We start from the raw sequence: 25,905 nt of genomic DNA on the forward strand, positions 1-25,905 counted from the left end.
GAGATTTCGTTATCCGCCGGCGATTCGGAAGGTCAGCCGCCACACGTCCGGCGTGTCCGTTTCAGCCGACAGGTCCACGATCTGGTGCCCCAGTTCCACAACCGACCGCGGTACGTTCTCCAGAGGCTCACCCGCCTTCAGTCGGACTTCACCGATCTGACCCCCGGACATCTTCCCGATCATTAATTTTGTTTTGACAAACGTCATCGGGCAGACATCATGCGTGACGTCGAGAAAGCGATCTGCACTTGGTTTCATTGCGAACCATCCGGTCGTCGTCTCGGAGTGCGAGGGACGGGCAGGTCCCGGTGACGGCCATCCTGGGCGGAGGCCGGTACCGGTGCCGGGCCCGGACATCAGTGCCGATGTCCATCCTCGTCATCGTCATCCCGGTCGGACAGACCAGCCGCCAGGCTCTCAGACCTCGACGTTGCCCCCCGGGCCGTCGAAGTCAAGGGCATTCCCGCGCGGAAGGCCCGGCCTGTCCCGACACCTGCTCCCGACCCTGATTTCCGCCCGAGACACCGAGGTCCAGACCATATCATGGCCGAAAATCCGAGCCCGCTCGATCTTCTCTCGCTGACCGCACAGATCGTGTCGTCCCATGTCGCGAACAACACCGTGTCGGCCGGCGAACTGCCGCAGCTGATCGGCGAGGTCTATCAGAGCCTTGCCGGCCTCGGCCGCGAGCCTGAACCGCGTGAGGAAGAGCAGCGCCCGACCCCGGCGGTGCCGATCCGCAAGTCGGTGCACGACGACTACATCATCTGCCTCGAGGACGGCAAGAAGCTGAAGATGCTGAAGCGCCACCTCAAGACGGCCTACGACATGACCCCGGAAGAATATCGCCGCCGCTGGGGCCTGGCCGACGACTATCCGATGGTCGCGCCGGGCTATGCCCGCCAGCGCAGCGATCTTGCCAAGCGCATCGGTCTTGGCCGTCGGGGCCGCGGCGACGCGGATTGATCCGGCCCGCAGCTGCCTCGGCTGACGATTTTGCGGGCGCCGGTCGGAAGACTGTGGCGCCCGCCGCTTGTCGTTGCGCGGCTGCTGTCCGATAATGGCCTGACGGGCGGGATGGTCTTCCAGACCATCCCGCCACGACCGATTGCGGGGACCGTGCCTCTGGTGGGCTGGTCCTTATCCGTTCGTGACGGTCGTCCGAAGGCGCGACGATGGCGCGGCCTCCGTTCCGGACGGAACAGGGGGTGGCGGCATGCAGAAGCGCGCAGACCGGCCATCCGCGTGTTCCGCCCCCTTTCTGCCCAAGGAGCCAGGCCATCTTGGAGATGTCGCGACTGGAGCGTCTGTGTCTCGAAAAGGGTCTGAAGATGACCGACCAGCGCCGGGTGATCGCCCGCGTGCTGTCGGAAGCCGACGACCACCCGGATGCCGAAGAGCTGCATCGCCGGGCCAGTGCCGTTGATCCGCGGATCAGCATCGCTACCGTCTATCGGACGGTGCGGCTGTTCGAGGAAGCGAGCATTCTGGAGCGGCATGATTTCGGCGACGGCCGTGCCCGCTACGAGACCATTCCCGAAGAGCATCACGATCATCTGATCGACATGCGCAACGGAACCGTGATCGAATTCCAGAACACCGAGATCGAGCGTCTCCAGCAGGAGATCGCCCGCAAGCTCGGTTACCGACTGGTCGATCATCGTCTGGAACTGTACGGCATTCCGCTGGATCAGCCCCAGGACGACGACACGGACGCCGGCAAGGCCTGATCGGCCGCCCCGCCGCCGACCGGCGCGGGCCCCCACCGGGATCGTCCGGGATCCCGGGACAGAGGGCCACGCTCCGGTCCGCCCCTTCACCCACGACCGGCCACCCCGGTGGCCGGTCCTCTTCGCCGCGAGACTTCAGGGCATGTTCGGATGACCGAAACACTCCAACCCGACCTCGGCCTGCGTTCCGGAAATCTGCGGGTGTGCCTCGCGGACGGAGCCGACGACATCGAGGCGGCCCAGCGCCTGCGCTACCACGTGTTCTACGAGGAACGCCACGCTCAGCCGAGTCCCGAGATGGCGGCTGTGAAGCGCGATCTGGACGGTTTCGATGCGATCTGCGACCACCTTCTGGTGATCGACGATGCCCATCCGAGCGGGGCGCCGACCGTGGTCGGCACCTACCGGCTGCTGCGCCGGTCGGTGGCCCTGGCCCATGGCCGCTTCTATACCGCCGACGAGTTCGACATCGGCCCGCTGATGACGGTCGAGGGCGAGCTGCTGGAGCTTGGCCGGTCCTGCGTTGCGGCAGAATACCGCAACCGCTCGACCATGCAGTTGCTCTGGCGCGGCATCGCCATCTATCTCGAGCATTACGACATTCAGCTGATGTTCGGCTGCGCCAGTCTGGACGGCACCGATATCGACATGCTGAAAACCCAGCTCGCCTATCTGCATCATTATCATCTGGCGCCCGAGGCCCTGCGGCCGGTGGCGGTGCCCGAGCGCTACGTCGCGATGGATCTGGTGGCAAAGGACGATCTGCATGCCACCCGCGCCCTGGCCGAGCTGCCGCCGCTGGTGAAGGGCTATCTGCGGCTTGGCGGCTTCGTCGGTGACGGCGCGGTGGTGGACAAGCAGTTCAACACGACCGATGTCTGCATGATCGTGAAAAGCGACCTGATCACCGGGCGCTACCGGGATCGCTATGAAGGCGGCTCGGGGCGCGGCCGGGGCAAGGCCGGCGACGAGGGCGCATGACCGGATGGCTGCGGGCCGCCGTGCTTCTGCCGGTCTATCTGGCGGTGACGGCGGCACTGATCCCGGTGCAGGCGGCACTGGTGGCTTTGAAGCTGCCCGGCGCCGTACTGTTCCCGCGCTTCTATCACCGGCTGACCTGCCGGCTGATCGGCTTCGACGTCGATGTGGTCGGCACGCCGGTCCGGGACCGGCCGGCCCTGTTCGTTTCCAACCACAGCTCCTATCTCGACATCTCTGTGCTGGGATCGGTGATCGCCGGCTCGTTCATCGCCAAGAGCGAAGTGGCGGACTGGCCGCTCTACGGCCTGCTCGCCAAGCTGCAGCGCACCGTGTTCGTGAAGCGCGAGCGCAGCCGCACGGCCGAACAGGCCGACGAAGTGGCCAGGCGGCTGGAAGCGGGCGACCGGCTGATCCTGTTCCCCGAGGGCACCAGCAATGACGGCCAGCGGGTGCTGCCCTTCCGCACCGCCTTTTTCTCGGTGGCGGATCGCCGGCCGGGCGGGCGGCCGCTGGTGGTGCAGCCGGTCTCTCTGGCCTATACCCATGTCCGCGGCATGCCCATGGGGCGCAAGCTGCGTCCGTCCTATGCCTGGTATGGCGACATGGATCTGGCGGGCCATCTGTGGACCGCCCTGACCCTTGGCCCCGCCCGGGTGGAACTGGTTTTCCATCCACCGGTTACCATCGATGACTTCAAGGACCGCAAGGCGCTTGCCCGCCATTGCGAGCAGGCCGTCTCGGCGGGGGTTGCCCAGGCATTGCAGGGCCGTTCGACGGCGGCGCTCGCCCTCATCGGCCAGGCGCTGGCGCAGCGCGGTCCGGCAGTGGAGGGCGGCGCCCTTCAGGTGGCCGAAGAGGACGAGCCGCTCGACCCCCAGGAGATCGATGCAGCCGAGGGTGATGGGACCTCCGAGGACGTCCCGGCCTGACGAAGACCGGGTGTGCGTCTTGAAGCGGCCGCGGTGCGGCTGATATCTTGCGGGTGAGGCGGTCAGCGGACCGCGGCCCGATCAGAACGAGGCCCGAGGCGAGGGTGACGAAGAAGCTCTACATCAAGACTTACGGCTGCCAGATGAACGTCTACGACAGCGAACGCATGTCGGACGTGCTGGCCGCCCAGGGCTTTGCGCCGACCGAGGTGGCGGAAGACGCGGATCTGGTGATCCTGAACACCTGTCACATCCGGGAAAAGGCGGCCGAGAAGGTCTATTCCGATCTGGGGCGGCTGCGCGCGGCCGGCGGTCCCGCAGGACGGCTGATCGCGGTCGGCGGCTGCGTGGCACAGGCCGAAGGCGTCGAGATCCGGACCCGTGCCCCCTTCGTCGACATCGTCTTCGGCCCGCAGACCTATCATCGTCTGGCCGACATGGTGGAGCGTGCCACCCGTGGGCAGGCGGTGGTCGAGACAGATTTCCCGACCGAGGCCAAGTTCGACCATCTGCCGACGGCCACCGGCCAGCGCGGACATACCGCCTTCGTGGCGGTGCAGGAAGGCTGCGACAAGTTCTGCACCTTCTGCGTGGTCCCCTATACCCGCGGAGCCGAATACAGCCGTCCGGCGGGGGCCATCCTGGACGAGATCCGCGCGCTCGCGGCCAATGGCGTGCGCGAGGTGATGCTGCTTGGTCAGAACGTCAACGCCTATCACGGTGCGGCCCCCGAAGGGGCCCGCGGGCCGGCCGGCGACTGGACCCTGGCCCGGCTGGCGCGTGCGATTGCCGAAATCGACGGCATTGCCCGGATCCGCTACACCACCTCGCACCCTCGCGATATGGGCGGCGACCTGATCCTGGCCCATCGCGACCTGCCGCAGCTGATGCCCTATCTGCACCTGCCGGTGCAGTCGGGATCCGACCGGATCCTGAAGGCGATGAACCGTAAGCACACCGCCGAAGACTACCTGCGCATCGTTGACCGGCTGCGCGAGGTGCGCCCCGACATGGCAATGTCCGGGGACTTCATCGTCGGCTTCCCCGGCGAGAGCGATGCGGATTTCGAGGCGACCATGCGGCTGGTGGAGCGGGTTGACTACGCGCTCGCCTATTCCTTCAAATACAGCCCGCGTCCCGGCACGCCGGCCGCGGATCTGGAAGACCAGGTGCCGGACGAGGTGAAGTCCGAGCGCCTGCAGCGCCTGCAGGACCTGCTTTCGTCCCAGCAGCGCGCCTTCAATGCCAGCATGACGGGGCGGCGCCTGCCGGTGCTGCTGGAGAGGCCCGGCCGGCATGCCGGGCAGATGGTCGGCCGCTCGCCTTACATGCAGGCGGTGGTGGTCGACGCACCCGCGGAGGCCGCGGGCCGGATGGTGGAGGTCGACATCGACACCGTCAATTCCTTCAGCCTGAACGGGCGGATCACCGGCGGCGAATGGCTGCCGACCGGGATCACCACCGCCGGGGACAGCCGGATCGCCGCGTCCGCCGGGGTGGTTTCTTGACGGCCCGGCGCACCGATCGCGCGGCGCGCGGTCGCACCCCCATGGCTGCCGAGCGGGTTGCCGCAGCCGACATCGATGCGGTGATCCTGGATTTCGACGACAACCACCTGCTCGCGCTGCTGGTCGGCGAACATGATGAGCATCTGGTGCGGATCGAAAGCCAGCTTGGCGTGCACATCGTCAGTCGCGGCAACCGCCTGGCGATTCAGGGCAGTGAAAGCGCCCAGGATGCCGCCGCCGATGTGCTGGATGGACTTTACCAGCGACTGAAGCGCAACCTGATCGTGACCATGGCCGAGGTCGACGCCGCAATCCGCATGGTCACCCAGGCAGCGACGGCGGCACTCGGTACCGAGGCGGTGGAAATTCCGCCGGCAGAGGCGACCACCACGGTCACGCATCCGGCGGCGGGACGGAACGGCGATCACGGTGCGCAGGCCGGCGCCTACATCACCGGCGAAGTGGTCATCAAGACCAAGAAGAAGCGCATCACGCCCCGGTCCATGCGCCAGGGGGCCTATCTGTCTGCGATCCGCGATCACGATCTGGTCTTTGGCATCGGTCCGGCGGGTACGGGCAAGACCTATCTGGCGGTGGCCATGGCGGTGGCGCTGTTCCTGGAAAAGAAGGTCGACCGCATCATCCTGTCGCGTCCGGCGGTGGAGGCGGGGGAGCGGCTGGGCTTTCTGCCCGGCACGCTGGAGGAGAAGGTGAACCCCTATCTCCGCCCGCTCTACGATGCGCTTCAGGATACCCTGCCCGACGACATCGTCTCCAAGCTGATCGAAAGCGGCAAGATCGAGGTGGCGCCGCTCGCTTTCATGCGCGGCCGCACGCTGTCCAACGCCTTCGTGATCCTGGACGAGGCGCAGAATACCACCGCGGTGCAGATGAAGATGTTCCTCACCCGCCTGGGTGAGAACAGCCGCATGGTGATCACCGGCGACCTGTCGCAGATCGACCTGCCGGCCGGCACCGTTTCGGGCCTGTCGGATGCGCTGTCGGTGCTGGGGCGGCTCAAGGAGGTGCCGGTCGTCACCTTCGACGATACCGATGTCGTCCGCCACCCGCTGGTGGCCCGCATCGTGCGCGCCTATGACGCCCGTGACGAAGCCCGGCGCCGACCACGCCGGCAGGCGGAACGTGGCGCCGTCCCCGCAAAGGCCGGGGAGGGCACGGCATGACCGGCCTGCCGCCGCGGGAGGATGGCGACGAGGGTGTGGCAGAGGATGTCGAAACGCTCGCTCTCATGGGGGGCCGGGTGGAGATCGCCCTGCAGCGCGTCGGGGACATCTGGGCCGATCCGTGCTGGGACGAGCCGGCGGCCCGGCTGGACGGGCCGCTGTCCGAGGCGATCGGTCGTCTGGCTGGCGCCTTGCTGACCATGGCGGCCTCGGACCTGCTCGCGCGGGTGGAGGACCGGCTGATCGAGATCTCGGTCACGCTGACAGACGATGCCGCCGTGCGCGAACTGAACCGCGACTGGCGGGAGAAGGATAAGCCGACCAACGTCTTGTCCTTTCCTGCAGAGTCCATCGATCCGGACGATCCGGAGACGATGGACGAGGTCCTCGACATGCTGCCGGCAGAGGCACCGCTGATGCTGGGCGACGTGATCGTCGCAGCCGAGACGGTGAGGGCCGAGGCCGCCGCGCAGGGCAAGGTACCGCGGGCCCATCTGATGCATCTGATCGCCCACGGCCTGCTGCATCTGCTTGGCCACGACCATGTCGATGACGATCAGGCCGAGCAGATGGAATCCATCGAGATCCGCTGTCTGGCGGGCTTCGGCATCGCAGACCCCTATGCCGAGATCGAGGGCGCGCCCGACGCGGACTGAGTGCGCGCGAAGGTTGCCCGGCACCATGCTGCCGCCGCGCTGCTGCCGCGTTCAGATGGATGATTGACGACACCCCCGCCTTCGTTGGAGAGTCTGAGAAGTCGGAGGATCGGGAGGCCGTTCCGGGCAGGGCGGCAATACGATCGACCGGACCGCAGGGCTGACCTGGGTCCGAGGGCAGGGGCCCCGGGCCCGGATCATGAGGATCCGTCGGCCGGCGGCCCATCGGGCAGGAAGCGATGAGCGACCAATCTTCGTCTAGACGGCCCCGCTCGGGCGGGGCCGGCAATACTTCCCTGGGGCATCTGCTGATGTCCTGGCTCGGCGGCGGGCGTTCCCGCGACCGGGACGAACTGCGCGAGAGCCTGGTCGAACTGGCCGAGCGCATCGAAGGCGAGGAGGATGAGCGCGAGGCGCTCGATCCCGCCGAGCGCCAGCTGGTGACCAACGTCCTGAAACTCGGCGACCTGACCGTCGAGGATGTGATGGTGCCGCGTGCGGACATCATTGCCATCGAAATCTCCACTCCCATCGATGCAGCTCTCCGGGCGATGGCCGAGGCGGGGCATTCCCGGCTGCCGGTTTATCGCGGCACGCTCGACGAGCTGGTCGGCATGGTTCACCTCAAGGATGTGGTCGGGCGTCTGGGCGAGGCCGGCACGCTGGAAAGCCCCGGGCTGGTGCGGGAAGTGCTGTTCGAGGCGCCGTCCAGGCGGGTGCTCGACCTGCTGAACCGCATGCGGACCACTCGCATTCATCTTGCCATCGTGGTCGACGAATACGGCGGCACCGACGGGCTGGTGACGATCGAAGATCTGGTCGAACAGATCGTCGGCGAGATCGAGGACGAGCACGACGATCAGCAGCAGCCGCGGCTGGAGGAAGTGGAAGACGGCGTCTTCGAGGCCGATGCCCGGCTGGATGTCGAAGAGCTGGAAGCGCGGCTCGACAGGGTTCTGGTCGATGACGACGAGGATGTCGACACGCTGGGCGGTCTGGTTTTCGCCCTGACCGGTCGTGTGCCGGCGGCGGGAGAGACCGTCGAGCATCCGGCGGGTCTGGTCTTCGAGGTTCTGGATGCCGATCCCCGGCGGATCAAGCGGTTGCGCATCCGCGTAACCGCCCCTGAAGCCACGACGGCCGCGTGACCCTGGCCGATAGGGACCGCCCGGCTGCGGAAGGCCGATTGCACCGCCTCGCCGACCGGATCGGCGGGCTTGGCGTGCGTGCACGTCTGGGACTGGCGGCCCTGGCCGGCGGCCTTTCGACGGCGGCACTGCCGCCGGCCGACGCCTGGCCCCTGGGCTTCATTGCCTTTACCCTGCTTCTGCTGCTGCTCGACGGCGTCCGCGGCCGGCTCTGGCCAGGATTCTGGACCGGCTGGGCCTTCGGGCTCGGCCAGTTCGCGGCAGGGCTGTACTGGATCGGTGTGGCCTTCTTCGTGGATGCGGCGGCCTTCGGGGCGCTGGCCGTGCCGTCGGTCCTGGGGCTTTCGGCCGGACTTGCAATCTTCACGGGCCTGGCCGGCCTGGCGCAGGCCCGGGCGGCGCCAAAGGGCGCCGGGCGCGTATTGTTTCTGGCGGTTGCGTGGGTGGCGGCCGAGTGGTTGCGCGGCCATCTGCTGACGGGATTTCCCTGGAATCTGGCCGGTGCCTCCGCCCTGGCTGTGCCGGCCCTGGCGCAGGGGGCTGCGATCGTCGGTACCTATGGCATGGGCCTGCTTGCCGTCGCCGTCTTTGCAGCCCCGTCGCTGGTGCTGGTGCGTGAGCCGGAGGACCGGCGGCCGGCGGCGATCACCGGTGGTCTGATCCTCGTGGTGCTGGCAGGCGTCGGTGTGTGGGGCGCCTTGCGTCTCGAGGCCCATCCGACGGCCATGGTGCCGGGGGTGAAACTCCGCCTTGTTCAGGCCGCGATCGACCAGAAGGAAAAATGGCGCGGCGGGATGAAGGCGCAGCACCTGCGCACGCATCTTGACCTGACCCGGGGCCCGGGCTTCGATACGATCACCGACGTGATCTGGCCCGAGACCGCGGTTGGCTACTATCCGCAGCAGGAAGCCGACATTCGCGAGGTGCTGGCCCAGGCCGTGCCACCGGGCGGTCTGCTGATCACGGGGGCTCCCCGTGTGGAATGGACGCAGCCGCCGCCTGGTGCGCCTGCTGGAACCGAACCGCAGCCGCGGGTGTTCAATTCCGTGATGGCGATCGACGATCAGGCGCGGATCGTGGGTGTCTACGACAAGGCGCATCTGGTGCCCTTCGGCGAATACGTGCCGCTGCGCGAGTTCAATCCCTTCCCGAAGCTGACGGCCGGCAGCATCGATTTCACGCCCGGCCCCGGCCCGGCGACGCTGGCCCTGCCCGGCCTGCCGCCGGCCAGCCCGCTGATCTGCTACGAGGCAATCTTTCCGGGGGAGGTTACCGCGGGCTCCGCCCCTATTGTTCGGCCAGGTTTTCTGCTGAATGTCACGAATGATGGCTGGTTCGGCCTGACCGCCGGGCCGCATCAGCATTTCGCGTCTGCACGGCTGCGGAGCATCGAGGAAGGGCTGCCGCTGGTCCGCGCCGCCAACAATGGCATTTCGGCGATTGTCGATCCGCTCGGGCGGATCGTTGCCCTGCTGGAGCTGGATCGTCGGGGCGTGCTGGATGGACCGCTTCCGGCGGCTCTGCCGCCGACCCTCTATGCCCGCCTGGGTGATGCGTCGGCGGCGATGGCAGGACTGATTGTACTGGCCCTCGCCTTTCTGCCGGGGGGCTGGGGACGGCGCAAGCGGCAGAGGGAGGAGTGATGGGGGCTTCTCACATTCCGGGTTGAGAGATGACGGCTTTCGCGTAAGGGGAGCCTGACCTGAGGCGTCAGATCGCAGACCGGTTGTTCGCCTACCTGCCGACACCGTGGCATCGAAGCTGGCAATCGGAACGTTGGCCACATGTCATCAAAGGCGAGTAGGCCTGACAATGCAACCCGGAATGCGCGTTTCGGCCACTGCGATGCCCGCGCCGGGGTTGACCCATGCCATGGCGTGATGTCATCTATCCGCCTGACAAACGGGCCGGAATTGAAGGCAACCGTGAGCGAGGAGGGATGTGACGGATGGCGACGCGACTGAACCCAATTGATGCCCATGTCGGTGGTCGGGTGCGGCTCCGCCGCCAGCTCATGGGCCTTAGTCAGGAAAAGCTGGGACAGCGGGTCGGCTTGACGTTCCAGCAGATTCAGAAATATGAGCGTGGGGCCAATCGCATCGGTGCAGGCCGCCTGTTTCTCATCGCCCATGCGCTCAATGTTCCGGTCTCATTTTTCTATGAAGATGTTGGAGCGGTGACACCGGACCGGGGAGCCGACGGTCTGGATGACGGTTTCGACTGGATGGTGATGGATGGCCCGGAAGCACAGACACTCGCTTTCGACTTTGCGCGCATCTCCGATCCGCGTGCGCGTGCACGGGTGGTGGAGCTTGCCCGGACCATCAGTGACGGCTTGGCGGGGCTCTCTCAAAAAATCCCTCTTGATTCCGACGTCACGCCGTGAAAGTTTCCTCTGACGACGTTTTCTAAAACTTTCACGCGAGTACGCGCAGTGCCGGCCGCGCCGGCCGCGGGGACGCGGGAAAGGTAAGAAGGTCGTCCGTGGTCGGATTTGTGCCGCTTGCCGCCACGTTAAACAGTGCGCTAAGTGGGCTTGGTGGTGCGCTGTCGCGTTATCTGCCGAGAACCCAGACGCACGGAGTCCATCAGTGGTGCCAGCGCGGTTCGCCACCCGCACTGGTGCCCGGACCACGGATTCCGATCTCGTGGTCCGTCGTCGGTTCTTGAGGGGTTGAAGACGCGCCATGGCCCGCAGCAACTATCTTTTTACCAGCGAATCGGTTTCCGAGGGACATCCGGACAAGATCTGCGACCGGATTTCGGATGCGGTGCTGGATCATCTGCTTGCCGCAGATCCCTATTCCCGCGTCGCCTGCGAGACGCTCGCCACTACCAATCGCGTGGTGATCGCGGGCGAAATCCGTTCGCATGGTGACACCGCGCCTGCCACGATCGAACGTGTGGCCCGCGACGTGATCCGCGACATCGGCTACGAGCAGGACGGCTTCCATTGGAACACGGCGAAGGTCGAAGTGCTGCTGCACGAGCAGTCGGCCGACATCGCCATGGGCGTGGATGCCGCCGGCAACAAGGATGAAGGCGCCGGCGACCAGGGCATCATGTTCGGCTATGCCTGCCGCGAGACCGACGCGCTGATGCCGGCGCCGATCCACTATGCCCACACCATCCTGCGCAACCTGCGCACCGCTCGCCGCTCGGGCGACATTGCGGTGCTTGGCCCCGATGCCAAGAGCCAGGTGACGCTGGAATATGTCGACGGCAAGCCGGTGCGTGCGACTTCGATCGTGCTGTCCACCCAGCATCTGGCCTCGGCGTCGCAGGAAGAGGTCCGTGCGGCCGTCCTGCCGGTCATCGAAGCCTCACTGCCGGCCGGCTGGATGTGCGATGACGCGGGGCTTTACATCAACCCGACCGGCAATTTCGTGATCGGCGGTCCGGATGGCGACGCCGGCCTCACCGGCCGCAAGATCATCGTCGACACCTATGGTGGTGCCGCTCCCCATGGCGGTGGCGCGTTCTCGGGCAAGGATCCCACCAAGGTCGACCGGTCGGCCGCCTATGCCGCGCGCTATCTGGCGAAGAATGTGGTGGCGGCCGGCCTTGCCGATCGCTGCACCATCCAGCTTGCCTATGCGATCGGCGTGTCCCATCCGCTGTCGGTCTATGTCGACACCTACGGCACCGGTCAGGTCGACGAGGCGAAGCTTGAAAAGGCGCTTCGCGAGGCGATGAACCTGACTCCCCGCGGCATCCGCGAGCATCTGAAGCTGAACCGGCCGATCTTCGGCCGCACGGCGGCCTACGGCCATTTCGGCCGCGACCCCGAGGCCGATGGCGGCTTCTCGTGGGAGAAGACCGATCTGGCGGAGACGATCAAGCAGCTTGTGCTCTGATCCCCATTCGTGCGATCAGCGGGGCGGCGGCCGGGAACGGCCGCCGCCCCGTTGCGTTTTCAACCCCATCTTCAGCCGCAAGCCGGACCCGTGCCGACGATGACCAGCGCCGACGATACCCGGACCACCGGGACCGACACCCTGGCGGATGCCGCCGGTGAGAGCATGGGCCGCCGCCATTTCGGCCGGCGGGTGGGGCGTCCGCTCAAGGCCGGGCGCAGCCGGGCGATGGAAGAGACCCTGCCCGAACTGGCGATCGCCCTGCCGGAACCCGGGACGCGGCTGGACCCTGCCGGGCTGTTCGATCGGCCGATGCGTGAAATCGTGGTCGAGATCGGATTCGGTGGCGGCGAGCATCTGATCGCCCGAGCCGAGGCCGAGCCGGATACCGGCTTCATCGGCTGCGAGCCCTATATCGGTGGCATGTCGGCCTTTCTGGTGGAACTGGAGCGCCGGGGGCTGCGCAATGTCCGGGTGCTGGGGGACGATGCGGCGAAACTGCTCGATGCCCTGCCCGACGCCTCGCTGGCCCGTGTCTATCTGCTGTTTTCGGACCCCTGGCCCAAGCGTCGCCACAACAAGCGCCGCTTCATCCAGACGGAGACGGTGGCGGGGCTTGCCCGCGTGCTCCGGCCGGGCGGGCGGCTGATCGCCGCCACCGACCATCCCGATCTCTGCGCCTGGACGCTGGCCCATCTTCGCGCCCATCCCGATTTCAGCTGGGAGGCCCGGCGGCCGGGCGACTGGCAGCGGCGGCCGGACGGGCAGATCGAGACCCGCTACGAAGCGAAGGCCCGTGCCGCCGGGCGTGTGCCGGTCTTCATGAGTTTTCGGCGCGGTTGACCCGGACCGCAGGGCGGACCTGCAACCGCCGCGCATCCCTGCGCGGGGATGCTGTGGATAAACCCCTTGCGGTTCCGCGACATATGCGTATATTGACCAGCGTCCGCGATTGCGGACCGCCGGCGATCCCGCCAGCGCCCAAGCCGACGAGCCATCCGCCCCGGTGAGGGAGCGGCGAGGTACGTCCGGACGAGGGCCCGCCGGTGGTCGCGGTCACATGCAGCTTCCGCCGGGTGGGCCTTCCAAGCCCGCCTTTTTTTATTGTGCCGCGTCGGACCGCCGCCCCGAGAGGGTTCGCGAGTCGCCCCGCCACCGGAGGAGCGCATGGACGTCGTTCGTCGTATCACGGAGTTGATCGAGCCGGCCGTCGGCGATCTCGGTTACGAGATCGTGCGGGTGACTTTTCGTTCCGGCGTCAATGCCACGCTCCAGATCATGGCGGAGCGGGTGGACGGTCAGCCCATGACGGTGGACGATTGCGCCGAGATCAGCCATGTCGTGTCGGCTCTCCTCGACGTCGAGGATCCCATCACCGAGGCCTATTCGCTGGAAGTGAGTTCGCCCGGCATCGACCGGCCGCTGACCCGGCTGAAGGATTTCGAGCGTTTCGCCGGCTTCGAGGCCAAGATGGAACTGCGCCGCCCGCATGAGGGGCGCAAGCGTTTCCGTGGCCGGCTGGCCGGCGTGCGCGAAGGCGGTCTGGTGGCCATCCGCCTCGATGACGGGTCGGAACCGGCCCTGCCATTCGACGAGATTTCGTCGGCGAAGCTCATCCTGACCGATGAGCTCATCGCCGCCGTTCAGGACAACCGGAGCTGAGTGCGCCCATGGACATCAACTTCAACACCGGCCCGGTCCGGCACGAGCTGCTTCAGGTCGCCGATGCGGTTGCCCGCGAGAAGTCGATCGACCGCGATGCCGTGCTCGAGGCCATGGAGCAGGCCATCCAGACCGCCGGGCGCCGCAAATACGGCCAGGACCACGATATCCGCGCGACCATCGACCGTAAGACCGGCGAGATCCGGCTCTATCGCTACACTCAGGTGGTGGACGAGGTCGAGGACGAGGCGACCCAGATGTCGGTGGCCGATGCCCGTCACCGCAAGCCCGATGCCGCCCCCGGCGATTTCCTGGTCGACCCGCTGCCGCCGATCGATTTCGGCCGCATCGCTGCCCAGACCGCCAAGCAGGTGATCGTGCAGAAGGTGCGCGAGGCCGAGCGTCAGCGCCAGTTCGACGAGTTCAAGGACCGCGTCGGCGAGATCATCAACGGTATCGTCAAGCGCGCCGAATACGGCAGCGTCGTGGTCGATCTGGGCCGTGCCGAGGCCGTGATGCGCCGCGACGAGCTGCTCCCGCGCGAGAGCTTCCGTGTCGGCGACCGCGTGCGCGCCTATATCTACGCCGTGCGTGAAGAGCCCCGGGGCCCGCAGATCTTCCTGTCGCGGACCCATCCGCAGTTCATGGCGAAGCTGTTCGCCCAGGAAGTGCCGGAAATCTACGACGGCATCATCGAGATCAAGGGCTGCGCCCGGGATCCCGGATCGCGTGCCAAGATTGCGGTGACCAGCCACGACAGCAGCATCGACCCGGTCGGTGCCTGCGTCGGCATGCGTGGCTCGCGCGTGCAGGCCGTAGTGGCCGAACTGCAGGGCGAGAAGATCGACATCATCCCCTGGTCGCCGGATCCGGCCACCTTCCTGGTGAATGCTCTGGCCCCGGCCGAGGTCGCCAAGGTGGTGATGGACGAAGACACCCAGCGCATCGAGGTCGTGGTTCCCGACGAGCAGCTGTCGCTCGCGATCGGTCGCCGCGGTCAGAATGTGCGCCTGGCGTCTCAGCTGACCGGCTGGGATATCGACATCGTGACCGAGACCGAAGAGTCGGAGCGGCGCCAGGAAGAGTTCCGCGAGCGCTCGCGGCTGTTCATCGAGGCGCTGAACGTCGACGAGGTGATCGCCCAGCTGCTGGTGACCGAAGGCTTCGAGTCGATTGAGGAGATCGCCTTCGTCGCGGAAGACGAGCTGTCGGGCATCGAGGGGTTCGACCCGGATGTCGCAGCCGAGCTTCAGAACCGTGCCCAGATCTTCCTCGAGGCCCGTGATCGTCAGATGGACGACAAGCGCCGCGAGCTGGGCGTGGAGGATGCCGTGGCCGAGATCGACGGCATGACCCCGGTCATGCTGGCGAGCCTGGGCGAGAAGGGCATCAAGACGCTGGACGACCTGGCCGATCTGGCCGGCGACGAGCTGATCGAGCTTCTGCCCGCCGGCACGATCGATGAGGCGGAAGCGAACCGGATCATCATGGCCGCGCGTGCCCATTGGTTCGAGGGCGAGGACGCCCCCGAAGCCGATGCCGCCCCCGCGGGCGACAGCGAGGCCTGAGCAGACGGTGGTGGTGCAGGGCGTGACGGTGGATGAGAACGCGATGACGGACGCGGCGGCGGATCTGCCGACCGATGGCGGTCCGCGTGATCGTGCGCCTGAGCGCCGCTGCATTGCGACCGGACAGAGCGGATCGCCGGACGGCATGATCCGTTTCGTCGTCGCCCCGGGCGGCGAGGTGGTCGCCGACATGGATGGCCGCCTGCCCGGACGGGGCGCCTGGGTGACTGCCCGGGCCGATCTGCTGGAACAGGCGATCCGCCGGAAGGCCTTTCCCCGGGCCTTCAAGGCGCCGGTGAAAGCCGGTGAAGACCTGATCGGGACGGTCGAGCGATTGCTAACCGCCCGGTGTTTGGAATATCTTGGGCTCGGCCGCCGGGCGGGAGCGGTCGTTGCCGGATACGAAAAGGTACGGGCCTGGCTCGATGCCGGGACCGTCGGTGCCGTGTCTCTGGCATCTGATGCCGGAGACGTGGCCGTATCCCGCATGGGGGCGCTGAAGGGCGTTCCCGTCGTAGCGTTGTTGACGCGTGACGAGATGGGCCGCGCTCTCGGACGCGAGAACGCGGTCAACGTCGCAATTGCCGAAGGACGGCTCGCGAAGCGTTTCCTGGCGGAAGCCGGGCGCCTCGCGGGTTTCAGGGATGCCCCCTACCCTGTCGACCGGGTGTCGGCCGGCTTGAGAGAGAACGGATAACCGGAGCGATATGAGCGAGACCAACGAGGACGGCCAGAAGAAGGCGCTCAGCCTGTCGGGAGCCGGGCGTCTTGAGCTGAGGAGGAAGCCTGCGGGCGAAGGCGCGCAGGTTCGCCAGAACTTCTCGCACGGCCGTTCCAAGACCGTGACGGTCGAGGTCAAGCGCAAGCGGACCGTGTCGGTGCCCGAGCAGGGCGGCCGGGGCGGTTCCGGCGGCGGTCGCGGACGTGCGCGCGGCGCCGCCGCTGACGGCGGCCTGACGCAGGACGAGCGGGATGTGCGCCTGAGGGCGCTGGAACAGGCGATCCAGGACCAGAAGCGCCGGGCCGAAGAAGAGGTCCGTCGTGCCGAGGAAGAGGCACGGCGCAAGGTCGAAGAGGAAGCCCGCCGCAAGGTCGAGGAAGAGGCCAGGAAGAAGGCCGAGGAAGAGGCGCGCAAGGTCGCCGAGGAAGCTGCCCGCAAGGCTGCCGAAGAGGCTGCCCGCAAGGCCGCCGAAGAGGCCGCAGCCGCGGCTGCGGCAGCAGCCCGGCCCCAGCCCGCGCCCGAGGCCCAGCCCGAGGTGCGTGCCGAGCGCCCGCGTGGCGACCGGCCCGATTTCCGCAGCGGTGACCGCCCGGGTGGCGATCGTCCGCGCGGCGATCGTCCTGCCGGTGACCGCCCGCGCGGCGACCGGCCCGATTTCCGCAGTGGCGACCGCCCGGGTGGCGATCGTCCGCGCGGCGATCGTCCTGATTTCCGCAGCGGCGACCGTCCGCCGCGGGGTGACCGCCCGCAGGGTGATCGTCCGCAGGGTGATCGTCCGCGTGGCGACCGGCCTGATTTCCGCAGCGGCGACCGCCCCGGTGGCGATCGTCCGCGTGGTGACCGGCCCGATTTCCGCAGCGGCGATCGCCCCGGTGGTGACCGTCCGCGTGGCGACCGGCCCGATTTCCGCAGCGGCGATCGCCCCGGTGGCGATCGTCCGCGCGGCGACCGTCCGGACTTCCGCAGCGGCGACCGCCCCGGCGGTGATCGTGGTCCCCGGCCCGAGCGGCCGGCCGGTGCCGGCCGTCCGCCGGCGGGTGGTGCGGCGGCCGTGCCCGCGACGCCCCTGGACGAGGATGCCGAGCGCGCCCGCGCCCGGGCCGCTGAGCGTGCCCGTGAGCGCAAGGTGGAGCGCGACGAGGAAGAGAGCCGCGCCAAGGCTGCCAGCAAGCGTGCGACGCCGACCCCGCGTACCACCGACGATCGTCGTCGTGGCGGCAAGGGCGACATCAAGCGTCTGGTCGAAGGCGACGAGAGCGAGCGTCAGCGCAGCCAGGCGGCGATGCGCCGTCAGCGCGAGCGCATGCGCCGGGCCGGCCGTCAGGCCGAGCCGCAGGCCCGCGTGGTCCGCGACGTCATCGTGCCCGAGGTGATCTCGGTGCAGGAACTGGCGAACCGCATGGCCGTCCGTGGCGCCGACGTCATCAAGAAGCTGATGACGCTGGGCGTGATGGCGACCATCAATCAGGCGATCGATGCGGACACGGCCGAACTGGTCGCGACCGAATTCGGCCACCGGGTGAAGCGGGTTGCCGAGGACGACGTCGAGCTGGGCATTCTGGGTGTCGAGGATACCGATGACGATCTGACCCCCCGGGCGCCGGTCGTCACCGTCATGGGCCATGTCGATCACGGCAAGACCTCGCTGCTCGACGCGCTGCGCAAGACCGATGTCGTGGCCCGCGAGGCCGGCGGCATCACCCAGCATATCGGTGCCTATCAGGTCGAGCTCGAGACCGGTGACCACGTCACCTTCCTCGACACGCCGGGCCATGCGGCCTTCACCGCCATGCGGGCCCGCGGCGCCCAGGTCACCGACATCGTGGTCCTGGTGGTTGCGGCCGATGACGGCGTGATGCCGCAGACCGTCGAGGCGATCAATCACGCCAAGGCGGCCGGCGTGCCGATCGTGGTTGCGATCAACAAGATCGACAAGCCGGGCGTGAATCCGGAACGGGTGCGCAACGAGCTGCTCCAGCACGAGCTGGTTCTGGAAGAGCTGGGCGGCGACGTGATCGCGGTCGAGGTCTCGGCCAAGACCGGCAAGAACCTGGACAAGCTGCTGGAAGCGATCCTGCTGCAGGCCGAGGTTCTGGAATTGCGTGCCAACACCGATCGCGCCGCCCAGGGCGCCGTGGTCGAGGCGAAGCTTGACAAGGGCCGCGGCCCGGTCGCGACCGTGCTGGTCCAGAAGGGTACGCTCAAGACCGGCGACGCCTTCGTGGTCGGCAGCCAGTGGGGCCGTGTGCGCGCGCTGATCGACGACAAGGGCCGCAAGGTCGAGGAAGCCGGGCCGTCGGTGCCGGTGGAAATCCTGGGTCTCCAGGGCGTTCCGCAGGCCGGCGACGAGCTGGTGGTGGTCGAGGACGAGCGCAAGGCGCGCGAGATTTCGGCCTTCCGGTCGGAGCGCGAGCAGCGTGCCCGTGCCGCAACCGCACTGGGTGCCCGCGGCACGGTCGAGCAGATGCTCTCCGAGATCTCGGCCGGTTCCAAGAAGGAGCTGGCGGTGCTGGTCAAGGCCGACGTGCAGGGGTCGCTGGAAGCGATCACCGCCACGCTGGCCAAGCTCGGCAACGACGAGGTCGCGGTGCGCATGCTGCATGGCGCGGTGGGCGGCATCAACGAGTCGGACATCACGCTGGCACAGGCGAGCAACGCCCTGATCATCGGCTTCAACGTCCGTGCCAACGCCCAGGCCCGCGATCTGGCCCGCCAGGCCGGTCTGGAACTGCGCTACTACTCGGTCATCTACGACCTGACCAACGACGTGAAGAGCATGCTGGAAGGCATGCTGTCGCCGATCCGTCGTGAGACGATCACCGGTCAGGCCGAGATCCGCGAGGTCTTCGCCATCACCAAGGTCGGCAAGATCGCGGGTTGCTCCGTCACCGAGGGCTATGTCCGCCGCGACAGCAAGGTGCGCCTGCTCCGCGACGACGTGGTCATCCACGAGGGCTCGCTCAGCTCGCTCAAGCGCTTCAAGGACGATGTCCGCGAAGTGCGGGCCGGCCAGGAATGCGGTATGGCCTTCGAGAACTATCAGGATCTGCGTGCCGGCGACGTCATCGAGGCCTACGAGGTCGAAGAGATCGCCGCCGAGCTCAAGAGCCCGGTCTGAGCCGCAGAGCCGGAAACGACCGCGATGCGGGCCGGCCGGGATCCCTCCCGGCCGGCCCGCACGCATTCCACCCCCTTCTTTCGATGAACGGCAGACAAGCCATGTCCAAACGCGCCCAGGGCGCTGCCGGTCCCAGCCAGCGCCAGCTCCGCGTCGGTGAACAGATCCGCCAGGTGCTGGCGGAGCTGCTGATGCGCGGCGAGACCCACGATCCTGATCTCGACGGCCGGCCGATCACGGTCAGCGAGGTTCGCATGACCCCGGATCTGCGCACCGCGACCGCCTATGTTTCGCCGCTGGGCCTGGACAGCGACGGCGCCGACGTGGTGATCAAGGCGTTGGCCCGTTCGGCCTCCACACTCCAGCGGGGCATCGGCCGGCAGGTGTCGCTGAAATTCACGCCCCGGCTGCTGTTCCGGCTCGATACCGGCTTCGACTACGCCGCCCATATCGATCGCCTGCTGGCAAAGCCGGTGATCCGCCGCGATCTCGACGACGAGGATGATGTCGCAGAGGACGGCGTGGCAGAGGATGGCGACCGGGAGGATTGAGCGCGTGGCACGCCGACGCCGTGGCCTGCCGATCGATGGTTGGCTCGCCATCGACAAGCCCGAGGGCATGAGTTCAGCACAGGCGGTCGCGGCCGTGAAACGGCTGACCGGGGCCGCCAAGGTCGGCCATGCCGGGACGCTGGATCCGCTGGCGTCGGGCGTGCTGCCGATTGCGCTGGGCGAGGCGACCAAGACGGTCGCCCATGCCATGGACGGCGCGAAGGAATATGTCTTCGACCTTCACTGGGGCGAGGCCCGGGCCACCGACGACCGCGAGGGCGAGGTGCTGGAGACCAGTGATCATCGCCCCGACGCTGCGGCGATTCGTGCGGCCCTGCCGGATTTCCTGGGCGAGATCGACCAGGTGCCGCCGGCCTATTCGGCGATCAAGCTGGCTGGCCGGCGCGCCTATGCGCTGGCCCGGGCCGGCGAGACGCCCGAGATGCCGGTGCGCCGCGTGCGGATCGACGCGCTGGAGCTGCTGACCATTCTGGACGCCGACCATGCCCGCTTCCGGCTGGCCTGCGGCAAGGGCACCTATGCCCGGGCGGTGGGCCGGGATCTGGCACTGGCGCTCGACACGGTCGGGCATCTGTCGATGCTCAGGCGGACCCGGTCGGGCGCATTCGGCGAAGCCCATGCAATCACTCTGGAAAAGCTTGAAGCGCTCGTGCATAGTGCCGCGCTCGATACCCATCTGTTTCCGGTCGAGACCGCGCTGGACGACATCCCGGCGCTGGCCCTGACCGGTCCCGAAGCCGATGCGCTCCGAAACGGGCGCCCGCTCAGGGATATGGCCGTTCCCGAAGGACGATTGGTTCGTGCGACGCTCGACGGGCGCCTGGTGGCGCTCGCCCGGGCCGAGGACGGATTGCTTCGTTCGGTGCGCGGCTTCAACCTCGGCGCCACCAGCGCCGCCTGATCAAGGAAGGACACCCGATGTCGATCACGAAGTCGCGCAAGACCGAGCTGGTCACCGAATACGCCCGCGGTACCAATGACACCGGTTCGCCGGAAGTCCAGGTCGCGATCCTGACCGAGCGGATCCGCAACCTGACCGAGCACTTCAAGACCCACGCCAAGGACATCCACTCCCGGCGCGGTCTGCTGAAGATGGTCAGCCAGCGCCGCAAGCTGCTGGACTACCTGCGTCGCAACGACGAGGCCCGGTACAAGGAAGTCATCCAGCGCCTGGGTCTGCGTAAGTGATCTGATGGCCGAGGGGGGGCGATCGCGTCCCCCCTTTCGTCATCCGGGGCCACCCTGCGCGCGGGGGTGTGCTTGTCTCGAGCGGATGGATCTGCCGTCCGCGACCGCGCGGGAGATGAAGGGGGAGAGGGCCTGCTCCCCGGCCGACGGATCCACCGGGATCCGCCTCTGGTCGAACCGGGCCCCGGCTCGCGGCCGTCATGGGACGGCGCGCGGCATGTCGTCGCCGTCGGGGCAGGTGGAGTGATCAGGAACCCCCGACGGAGCATGCGGCCGGTCCGGATCCGTTCCGGATGCGGCCGCGATGCGGATCGCCGCCCGGCCGGATGAAGGCCGGGAACGCGCCCCGGAACGAGAACGGGCGCAAGGTCAGGCGGTCCGCCCGCGGGACCCCCGTTCCGGCAAAGGGCCGGGACGACGGGGATAAACGTGCGGGGATGTCGAAGGCCAGGGTCCGGCGGAGCCCGGCCTGCAACATCCCGGACGCCCCGCCGATGGAATGGAAGAGAGAGACCGAGATGTTTACGATCTATCGCAAGGAAGTCATGTGGGCGGGGCGCAAGCTCACCTTCGAGACGGGGCGCATCGCGCGTCAGGCCGACGGCGCCGTGCTCGCCACCTATGGCGAGACCGCCGTGCTGGCGACGGTGGTCGCCGCCCGCGAGCCGAAGCCCGGCGTCGACTTCTTTCCGCTGACGGTCAATTACCAGGAGAAGGCCTTCGCCGCGGGCAAGATCCCCGGCGGCTTCTTCAAGCGTGAGGGCCGCCCGAACGAGAAGGAGACGCTGACTTCGCGTCTCATCGACCGTCCGATCCGCCCGATGTTCGCCGACGGCTACCGCAACGAGACGCAGATCATCTGCACCGTGCTGAGCCACGACACCGAGAACGACCCCGACATCGTGTCGATGGTGGCCGCCTCTGCCGCCCTGACCATTTCGGGCGTGCCCTTCCTCGGCCCGATCGCCGGTGCGCGCGTCGGCTATATCAATGGCGAGTACGTGCTGAACCCGCTGCGCTCGCAGATGGGTGACACCGCCCTCGACCTGGTGGTTGCCGGTACCGACGAAGCCGTGCTGATGGTCGAATCCGAGGCCAAGGAACTGACCGAAGAGGTCATGCTCGGCGCGGTGATGTTCGGTCATGAAGGCTTCCAGCCGGTCATCGACGCGATCATCGACCTTGCCGAGGAATGCGCCAAGGATCCCTGGCCGCTGCCCGAGAACCCGGCTGCCAAGGCCGTGGCGGCGCGCGTCGAGGCCGTGGCCCGTCCAGGCCTGGAAGAGGCCTATCGCCAGGTCGTGAAGCAGCAGCGCCAGCTGGCGGTCAAGTCGGTCAAGGAGAAGACCGTCGAGGCCCTGGTCGCCGGCGAGGGCCTTGAGCCCCAGCTGGTCTCGGGCGCGTTCAAGGCCCTCGAGGCCAAGATCGTGCGCGGCCGGATCCTGAAGGAAGGCGTGCGCATCGACGGCCGCGACCTGAAGACCGTCCGCCCGATCGTCTCGGAAGTGGGTGTGCTGTCGCGGGCCCATGGTTCGACGCTGTTCACCCGCGGCGAGACCCAGGCGCTGGTGGTCACCACGCTCGGCACCGGCCAGGACGAGCAGATCATGGACATGCTCGAGGGCGAGTACCGCGAGCACTTCCTGCTGCACTATAACTTCCCGCCCTATTCGGTGGGCGAGGCCAGCCCGATGCGCAGCCCCGGCCGTCGCGAGATCGGCCATGGCAAGCTGGCCTGGCGGGCCCTGCGCGCCGTGCTGCCCGAGAAGTCGGCCTTCCCCTACACGATCCGCATCGTGTCGGAGATCACCGAGTCGAACGGCTCGTCGTCGATGGCCACCGTCTGCGGCAGCTCGCTGTCGATGATGGATGCCGGTGTGCCGCTGGCGCGTCCGGTGGCCGGCATCGCCATGGGCCTGATCAAGGAAGATGACGGCTTCGCGGTGCTGAGCGACATCCTCGGCGACGAGGATCATCTGGGCGATATGGACTTCAAGGTGGCCGGCACCGACCAGGGCATCACCGCCCTGCAGATGGACATCAAGATCACCGGTATCACCGAAGAGATCATGAAGGTGGCGCTGGGCCAGGCCCGCGACGGCCGCCTGCACATCCTGGGCCGCATGGCCGAGGCGCTGGGCGGTGCGCGCGAGGAGGTCAGCTCCAACGCGCCGCGGATCACGACCATCTCGATCCCCAAGGACAAGATCCGCGAAGTGATCGGCACCGGCGGCAAGGTGATCCGCGAGATCACCGAGCAGACCGGCGCCAAGGTCGACATCGAGGACGACGGTACCATCCGCGTCGCCGCGGTGGACGGCAAGGCCGTGGACGCCGCGATCAACTGGATCAAGGGCATCGTGGCCGAGCCCGAGGTCGGCACCATCTACACCGGCAAGGTGGTCAAGGTGGTCGAATTCGGCGCTTTCGTGAACTTCATCGGCACCCGCGACGGCCTGGTCCACATCTCGGAGCTGTCGGCCGAGCGCGTCAACCAGGTCACCGACGTGATCAACGAGGGCGACGAGGTCAAGGTGAAGGTGCTGGGCATCGACGACCGCGGCAAGGTGAAGCTCTCGATGCGCGTCGTCGATCAGGCGACCGGCGCAGAGCTGCCCGATACCCGTGAGCCTCGCGAACCTCGTGGCGACCGCGAGCCGCGTGGCGACCGTGAGCCCCGCGGCGATCGGGATCGGGGTGACCGCGGCGACCGTCCGCGCAAGCCCCGCGGTCCGCGCTGATCGCGCGGCTCCGCATTCCGTGATATGACGACGCGCCGGCCGGTGGCTTCCCCTTCAGGAAATCGCCGGCCGGCGTCGCCATGTCTGCCGACTGCCTTGCCGGTGAGGGCCGCGCTGTGCGGGTGCGGTGCAAAAAACCACGGCGGGCAGGGCTGGACTTCATGGGAAACCATGGCCAGTTAACCGGCGAACCTGCCCAAAGCCCGGTCCCGAGACCCGGCCATTGGTAGATCGGTTCGAACGCATCGGCGCGGATCGGACGGCGGAACCGCCGGCCCGGGCCGCCGCTTTGAACAAAAAGAACGCAAGGACGAGTAGCGGAGGCATCGTGAAGCCCTTGAACCCCATCCTCCTGTCCGGACGGGAAGTCCTGCCCTTGGTCGAAGGCGGGAAAGGTGTCGCCGTGTCGAACGGTGAAAGCTCCGGCGCGTGGGCTGCAGCCGGCGGCGTGGGGACGTTTTCGGGTGTGAATGCCGACAGTTTCGACGCCGACGGCCGCCCGATCCCGCAGACCTATTACGGCAAGACCCGCCGCGAGCGGCATGGCGAGCTGGTGGCCTACGGCATCCGCGGCGGCATCACCCAGGCACGCATTGCCCACGAGCTGGCGGGCGGCGAAGGCCGGATCCACGTCAATGTGCTGTGGGAGATGGGTGGCGCCGAGACGGTGCTGCAGGGCGTGCTGGAAGGGGCCAAAGGCCTGATCCACGGCGTGACCTGCGGTGCCGGCATGCCCTATCGCGTGGCGCAGATCGCCGCCGAGCACGGGGTTTATTACTACCCGATCGTTTCGTCGGCCCGCGCCTTCCGGGCGCTCTGGAAGCGCGCCTATCATCGCTTCGCCGAATATCTGGGCGGCGTGGTCTACGAGGATCCCTGGCTTGCCGGCGGCCATAACGGCCTGTCGAACGCCGAGGACCCGCGCGAGCCGCAGTCGCCCTATCCGCGTGTGCGGGAACTGCGCGAGCTGATGAAAGAGATCGGCATCCCCAACGTGCCGATCATCATGGCCGGCGGCGTCTGGTATCTGCGCGAGTGGGAGCACTGGCTGGACGATCCCGAGGTGGCGCCGGTGGCGTTCCAGTTCGGCACCCGGCCGCTGCTGACCAGGGAGAGCCCGATTTCCGACGCCTGGAAGGAGCGGCTGCGGACGCTGAAGCCGGGTGATGTCTATCTGCATCGCTTCAGCCCGACCGGCTTCTATTCCTCGGCGGTCAACAACGACTTCCTGCAGGAACTCCGTGGCCGCAGCGATCGCCAGATCGCCTATACCACCGAGCCCGTGGGCGATCACGAGGTGGCGCTGCCGATCGGAGCCCGCGGCCGGCCGGTCTATGTCACAGCCCATGATTTCGAGCGCGCCCAGGGCTGGATCGCCGAGGGTCATACCGAAGCGATGAAGACCCCGGACAGCACGCTGATCTTCGTGGACCCCGCCGCGGCGAAGCAGATCCATATCGATCAGATCGACTGCATGGGGTGCCTGTCGGCCTGCCAGTTCAGCAACTGGGCGGCCAACGAGAAGGGGACCACCGGCCGTCGGGCCGATCCGCGCAGCTTCTGCATCCAGAAAACGCTGCAGAACATCGCCCATGGCTCGGATGTCGAGCACGAGCTGATGTTCGCCGGCCACAACGCCTATCGTTTTGCCGAGGATCCGTTCTATTCGAACGGCTTCGTGCCGACCGTGCGTCAGCTCGTCGAACGCATCCGCACCGGTGACTGATCTGCATCTTCCGGCCGGAGATCGGGGGGCTTCCCTGGTCTCCGGCCTTGCACTCAGAATGGAACGCACCTAAATTCCTGGCTAACTGACCGTCCCTACGCGACTTTCCCATGGCGCGTAGTGGACCTTCAACAAGACGAGAGCCGGGAATGTCCACCAACCGCCCCTATACCGCCGTGCTCGAGAAGCTCAAGGCAGCCGGTCTCCGGCCGACCAAGCAGCGTCTCGCTCTGGCGCGCCTGCTGCTCGACGGCACCGACCGTCATGTGACGGCCGAAGAGCTGCACCGCGAGGCGCAGGCGGCGGCGCTCCCGGTGTCGCTGGCCACCGTGTACAATACGCTGCACCAGTTCACCCAGGCGGGGCTGCTGCGCGAGCTGGTCGTCGACAGCGGCCGGTCCTATTTCGACACCAATGTCAGCCACCATCATCATTTCTTCTATGAAGACGGCGGCCATCTCCAGGACATCCCCGGGGATGCGGTCCAGATCGCCCGTCTGCCCGAACCGCCGGGCGATGCCTCCATCGCCCGTGTCGACGTGATCATCCGCGTCCGCTGATGCCCGGCATGGGGGCGGGGCGGCGGGATCGCGAACCGGAGAGCCACGGAGCCATC

At 67.6% G+C, this 25,905-nt stretch carries 23 protein-coding genes and 1 riboswitch; of the genes, 22 read left to right on the forward strand and 1 reads right to left on the reverse strand.

Annotated features, from left to right (window positions below; translation table 11 throughout):
• Positions 1–9: 9 nt before the first annotated feature.
• Complete coding sequence (locus TMO_RS17760; protein WP_041605096.1) at positions 10–258, reverse strand: sulfurtransferase TusA family protein; 249 nt, start codon at positions 256–258, stop codon at positions 10–12.
• Between the two features lie 285 nt (positions 259–543).
• Here TMO_RS17760 and TMO_RS17765 point away from each other — a divergent pair, with 285 nt between their 5' ends.
• From TMO_RS17765 to irrA, 22 genes are all read left to right on the forward strand, one after another.
• Positions 544–966 (forward strand): MucR family transcriptional regulator, encoded by a 423-nt coding sequence (locus TMO_RS17765; protein ID WP_014747042.1) that lies wholly within the window; start codon positions 544–546, stop codon positions 964–966.
• Positions 967–1,289: 323 nt separating this feature from the next.
• A complete protein-coding gene (locus TMO_RS17770; protein ID WP_041605099.1) occupies positions 1,290–1,730 on the forward strand; it encodes a Fur family transcriptional regulator in 441 nt (146 codons plus the stop codon).
• 150 nt (positions 1,731–1,880) lie between these two features.
• A complete protein-coding gene (locus TMO_RS17775; protein WP_041605101.1) occupies positions 1,881–2,711 on the forward strand; it encodes a GNAT family N-acetyltransferase in 831 nt (276 codons plus the stop codon).
• Positions 2,708–3,640, forward strand: coding sequence for a lysophospholipid acyltransferase family protein (locus TMO_RS17780; protein WP_014747045.1), 933 nt, complete (start codon positions 2,708–2,710; stop codon positions 3,638–3,640). The genes TMO_RS17775 and TMO_RS17780 overlap by 4 nt, the downstream gene beginning before the upstream one ends.
• A gap of 104 nt (positions 3,641–3,744) precedes the next feature.
• On the forward strand, positions 3,745–5,148 hold the full coding sequence (gene miaB, locus TMO_RS17785) for a tRNA (N6-isopentenyl adenosine(37)-C2)-methylthiotransferase MiaB (protein ID WP_014747046.1): 1,404 nt from the start codon (positions 3,745–3,747) through the stop codon (positions 5,146–5,148).
• Positions 5,149–5,189: 41 nt separating this feature from the next.
• The gene (locus TMO_RS17790) at positions 5,190–6,332 is read left to right on the forward strand and encodes a PhoH family protein (RefSeq protein ID WP_014747047.1); all 1,143 of its coding nucleotides are present in this window, start codon (positions 5,190–5,192) and stop codon (positions 6,330–6,332) included.
• Positions 6,329–6,988 carry an rRNA maturation RNase YbeY gene (gene ybeY / locus TMO_RS17795; RefSeq protein ID WP_014747048.1) on the forward strand — a complete coding sequence of 220 codons (660 nt, stop codon included), beginning with the start codon at positions 6,329–6,331 and terminating at the stop codon, positions 6,986–6,988. The genes TMO_RS17790 and ybeY overlap by 4 nt, the downstream gene beginning before the upstream one ends.
• 239 nt (positions 6,989–7,227) lie before the next feature.
• Positions 7,228–8,136, forward strand: coding sequence for a hemolysin family protein (locus TMO_RS17800; protein WP_145978171.1), 909 nt, complete (start codon positions 7,228–7,230; stop codon positions 8,134–8,136).
• Between the two features lie 38 nt (positions 8,137–8,174).
• Positions 8,175–9,779, forward strand: a complete 1,605-nt coding sequence (gene lnt / locus TMO_RS17805; protein WP_014747050.1) for an apolipoprotein N-acyltransferase — start codon at positions 8,175–8,177, stop codon at positions 9,777–9,779.
• A 305-nt stretch (positions 9,780–10,084) separates the two neighbouring features.
• On the forward strand, positions 10,085–10,522 hold the full coding sequence (locus TMO_RS17810) for a helix-turn-helix domain-containing protein (RefSeq protein WP_014747051.1): 438 nt from the start codon (positions 10,085–10,087) through the stop codon (positions 10,520–10,522).
• Positions 10,523–10,610: 88 nt separating this feature from the next.
• Positions 10,611–10,687: riboswitch (SAM riboswitch) on the forward strand.
• A gap of 136 nt (positions 10,688–10,823) precedes the next feature.
• A complete protein-coding gene (gene metK / locus TMO_RS17815; protein ID WP_014747052.1) occupies positions 10,824–11,993 on the forward strand; it encodes a methionine adenosyltransferase in 1,170 nt (389 codons plus the stop codon).
• Between the two features lie 99 nt (positions 11,994–12,092).
• Entirely contained in the window at positions 12,093–12,836 is a 744-nt protein-coding gene (gene trmB / locus TMO_RS17820; RefSeq protein WP_014747053.1) for a tRNA (guanosine(46)-N7)-methyltransferase TrmB, read from the forward strand.
• A gap of 324 nt (positions 12,837–13,160) precedes the next feature.
• Complete coding sequence (gene rimP / locus TMO_RS17825; protein ID WP_014747054.1) at positions 13,161–13,655, forward strand: ribosome maturation factor RimP; 495 nt, start codon at positions 13,161–13,163, stop codon at positions 13,653–13,655.
• 8 nt (positions 13,656–13,663) lie between these two features.
• The gene (nusA, locus tag TMO_RS17830; protein ID WP_014747055.1) at positions 13,664–15,223 is read left to right on the forward strand and encodes a transcription termination factor NusA; all 1,560 of its coding nucleotides are present in this window, start codon (positions 13,664–13,666) and stop codon (positions 15,221–15,223) included.
• Between the two features lie 7 nt (positions 15,224–15,230).
• A complete protein-coding gene (locus TMO_RS17835; RefSeq protein ID WP_187297796.1) occupies positions 15,231–15,920 on the forward strand; it encodes an RNA-binding protein in 690 nt (229 codons plus the stop codon).
• A 10-nt stretch (positions 15,921–15,930) separates the two neighbouring features.
• On the forward strand, positions 15,931–19,062 hold the full coding sequence (gene infB / locus TMO_RS17840) for a translation initiation factor IF-2 (protein WP_014747057.1): 3,132 nt from the start codon (positions 15,931–15,933) through the stop codon (positions 19,060–19,062).
• Between the two features lie 101 nt (positions 19,063–19,163).
• Positions 19,164–19,613, forward strand: a complete 450-nt coding sequence (gene rbfA / locus TMO_RS17845; protein ID WP_014747058.1) for a 30S ribosome-binding factor RbfA — start codon at positions 19,164–19,166, stop codon at positions 19,611–19,613.
• 4 nt (positions 19,614–19,617) lie between these two features.
• Positions 19,618–20,535, forward strand: a complete 918-nt coding sequence (gene truB / locus TMO_RS17850) for a tRNA pseudouridine(55) synthase TruB (RefSeq protein ID WP_014747059.1) — start codon at positions 19,618–19,620, stop codon at positions 20,533–20,535.
• A gap of 17 nt (positions 20,536–20,552) precedes the next feature.
• Positions 20,553–20,822, forward strand: a complete 270-nt coding sequence (gene rpsO, locus TMO_RS17855; protein WP_014747060.1) for a 30S ribosomal protein S15 — start codon at positions 20,553–20,555, stop codon at positions 20,820–20,822.
• A gap of 518 nt (positions 20,823–21,340) precedes the next feature.
• Positions 21,341–23,563: a polyribonucleotide nucleotidyltransferase gene (pnp, locus tag TMO_RS17860; protein ID WP_041606855.1), complete on the forward strand. Its 2,223-nt coding sequence runs from the start codon at positions 21,341–21,343 to the stop codon at positions 23,561–23,563.
• Positions 23,564–23,891: 328 nt separating this feature from the next.
• Positions 23,892–25,289 (forward strand): NAD(P)H-dependent flavin oxidoreductase, encoded by a 1,398-nt coding sequence (locus TMO_RS17865; protein WP_041605102.1) that lies wholly within the window; start codon positions 23,892–23,894, stop codon positions 25,287–25,289.
• Positions 25,290–25,438: 149 nt separating this feature from the next.
• Positions 25,439–25,849, forward strand: coding sequence for an iron response transcriptional regulator IrrA (gene irrA / locus TMO_RS17870; protein ID WP_014747063.1), 411 nt, complete (start codon positions 25,439–25,441; stop codon positions 25,847–25,849).
• The last annotated feature ends 56 nt before the right edge of the window (positions 25,850–25,905 follow it).

The sequence above is a fragment of the Tistrella mobilis KA081020-065 genome (assembly GCF_000264455.2).
Classification (GTDB): Bacteria; Pseudomonadota; Alphaproteobacteria; order Tistrellales; family Tistrellaceae; genus Tistrella; species Tistrella mobilis.

Coding starts and splice junctions, on each gene's coding strand:
- TMO_RS17810 (WP_014747051.1), top strand. CDS start 10,085: ATGGCGACGCGACTGAACCCAATTGATGCCCATGTCGGTGGTCGGGTG.
- TMO_RS17800 (WP_145978171.1), top strand. CDS start 7,228: ATGAGCGACCAATCTTCGTCTAGACGGCCCCGCTCGGGCGGGGCCGGC.
- TMO_RS17765 (WP_014747042.1), top strand. CDS start 544: ATGGCCGAAAATCCGAGCCCGCTCGATCTTCTCTCGCTGACCGCACAG.
- TMO_RS17760 (WP_041605096.1), bottom strand. CDS start 258: ATGAAACCAAGTGCAGATCGCTTTCTCGACGTCACGCATGATGTCTGC.
- irrA (WP_014747063.1), top strand. CDS start 25,439: ATGTCCACCAACCGCCCCTATACCGCCGTGCTCGAGAAGCTCAAGGCA.
- rimP (WP_014747054.1), top strand. CDS start 13,161: ATGGACGTCGTTCGTCGTATCACGGAGTTGATCGAGCCGGCCGTCGGC.
- pnp (WP_041606855.1), top strand. CDS start 21,341: ATGTTTACGATCTATCGCAAGGAAGTCATGTGGGCGGGGCGCAAGCTC.
- rpsO (WP_014747060.1), top strand. CDS start 20,553: ATGTCGATCACGAAGTCGCGCAAGACCGAGCTGGTCACCGAATACGCC.
- TMO_RS17775 (WP_041605101.1), top strand. CDS start 1,881: ATGACCGAAACACTCCAACCCGACCTCGGCCTGCGTTCCGGAAATCTG.
- nusA (WP_014747055.1), top strand. CDS start 13,664: ATGGACATCAACTTCAACACCGGCCCGGTCCGGCACGAGCTGCTTCAG.
- TMO_RS17780 (WP_014747045.1), top strand. CDS start 2,708: ATGACCGGATGGCTGCGGGCCGCCGTGCTTCTGCCGGTCTATCTGGCG.
- TMO_RS17770 (WP_041605099.1), top strand. CDS start 1,290: ATGTCGCGACTGGAGCGTCTGTGTCTCGAAAAGGGTCTGAAGATGACC.
- rbfA (WP_014747058.1), top strand. CDS start 19,164: ATGTCCAAACGCGCCCAGGGCGCTGCCGGTCCCAGCCAGCGCCAGCTC.
- trmB (WP_014747053.1), top strand. CDS start 12,093: ATGACCAGCGCCGACGATACCCGGACCACCGGGACCGACACCCTGGCG.
- infB (WP_014747057.1), top strand. CDS start 15,931: ATGAGCGAGACCAACGAGGACGGCCAGAAGAAGGCGCTCAGCCTGTCG.
- TMO_RS17790 (WP_014747047.1), top strand. CDS start 5,190: ATGGCTGCCGAGCGGGTTGCCGCAGCCGACATCGATGCGGTGATCCTG.
- metK (WP_014747052.1), top strand. CDS start 10,824: ATGGCCCGCAGCAACTATCTTTTTACCAGCGAATCGGTTTCCGAGGGA.
- ybeY (WP_014747048.1), top strand. CDS start 6,329: ATGACCGGCCTGCCGCCGCGGGAGGATGGCGACGAGGGTGTGGCAGAG.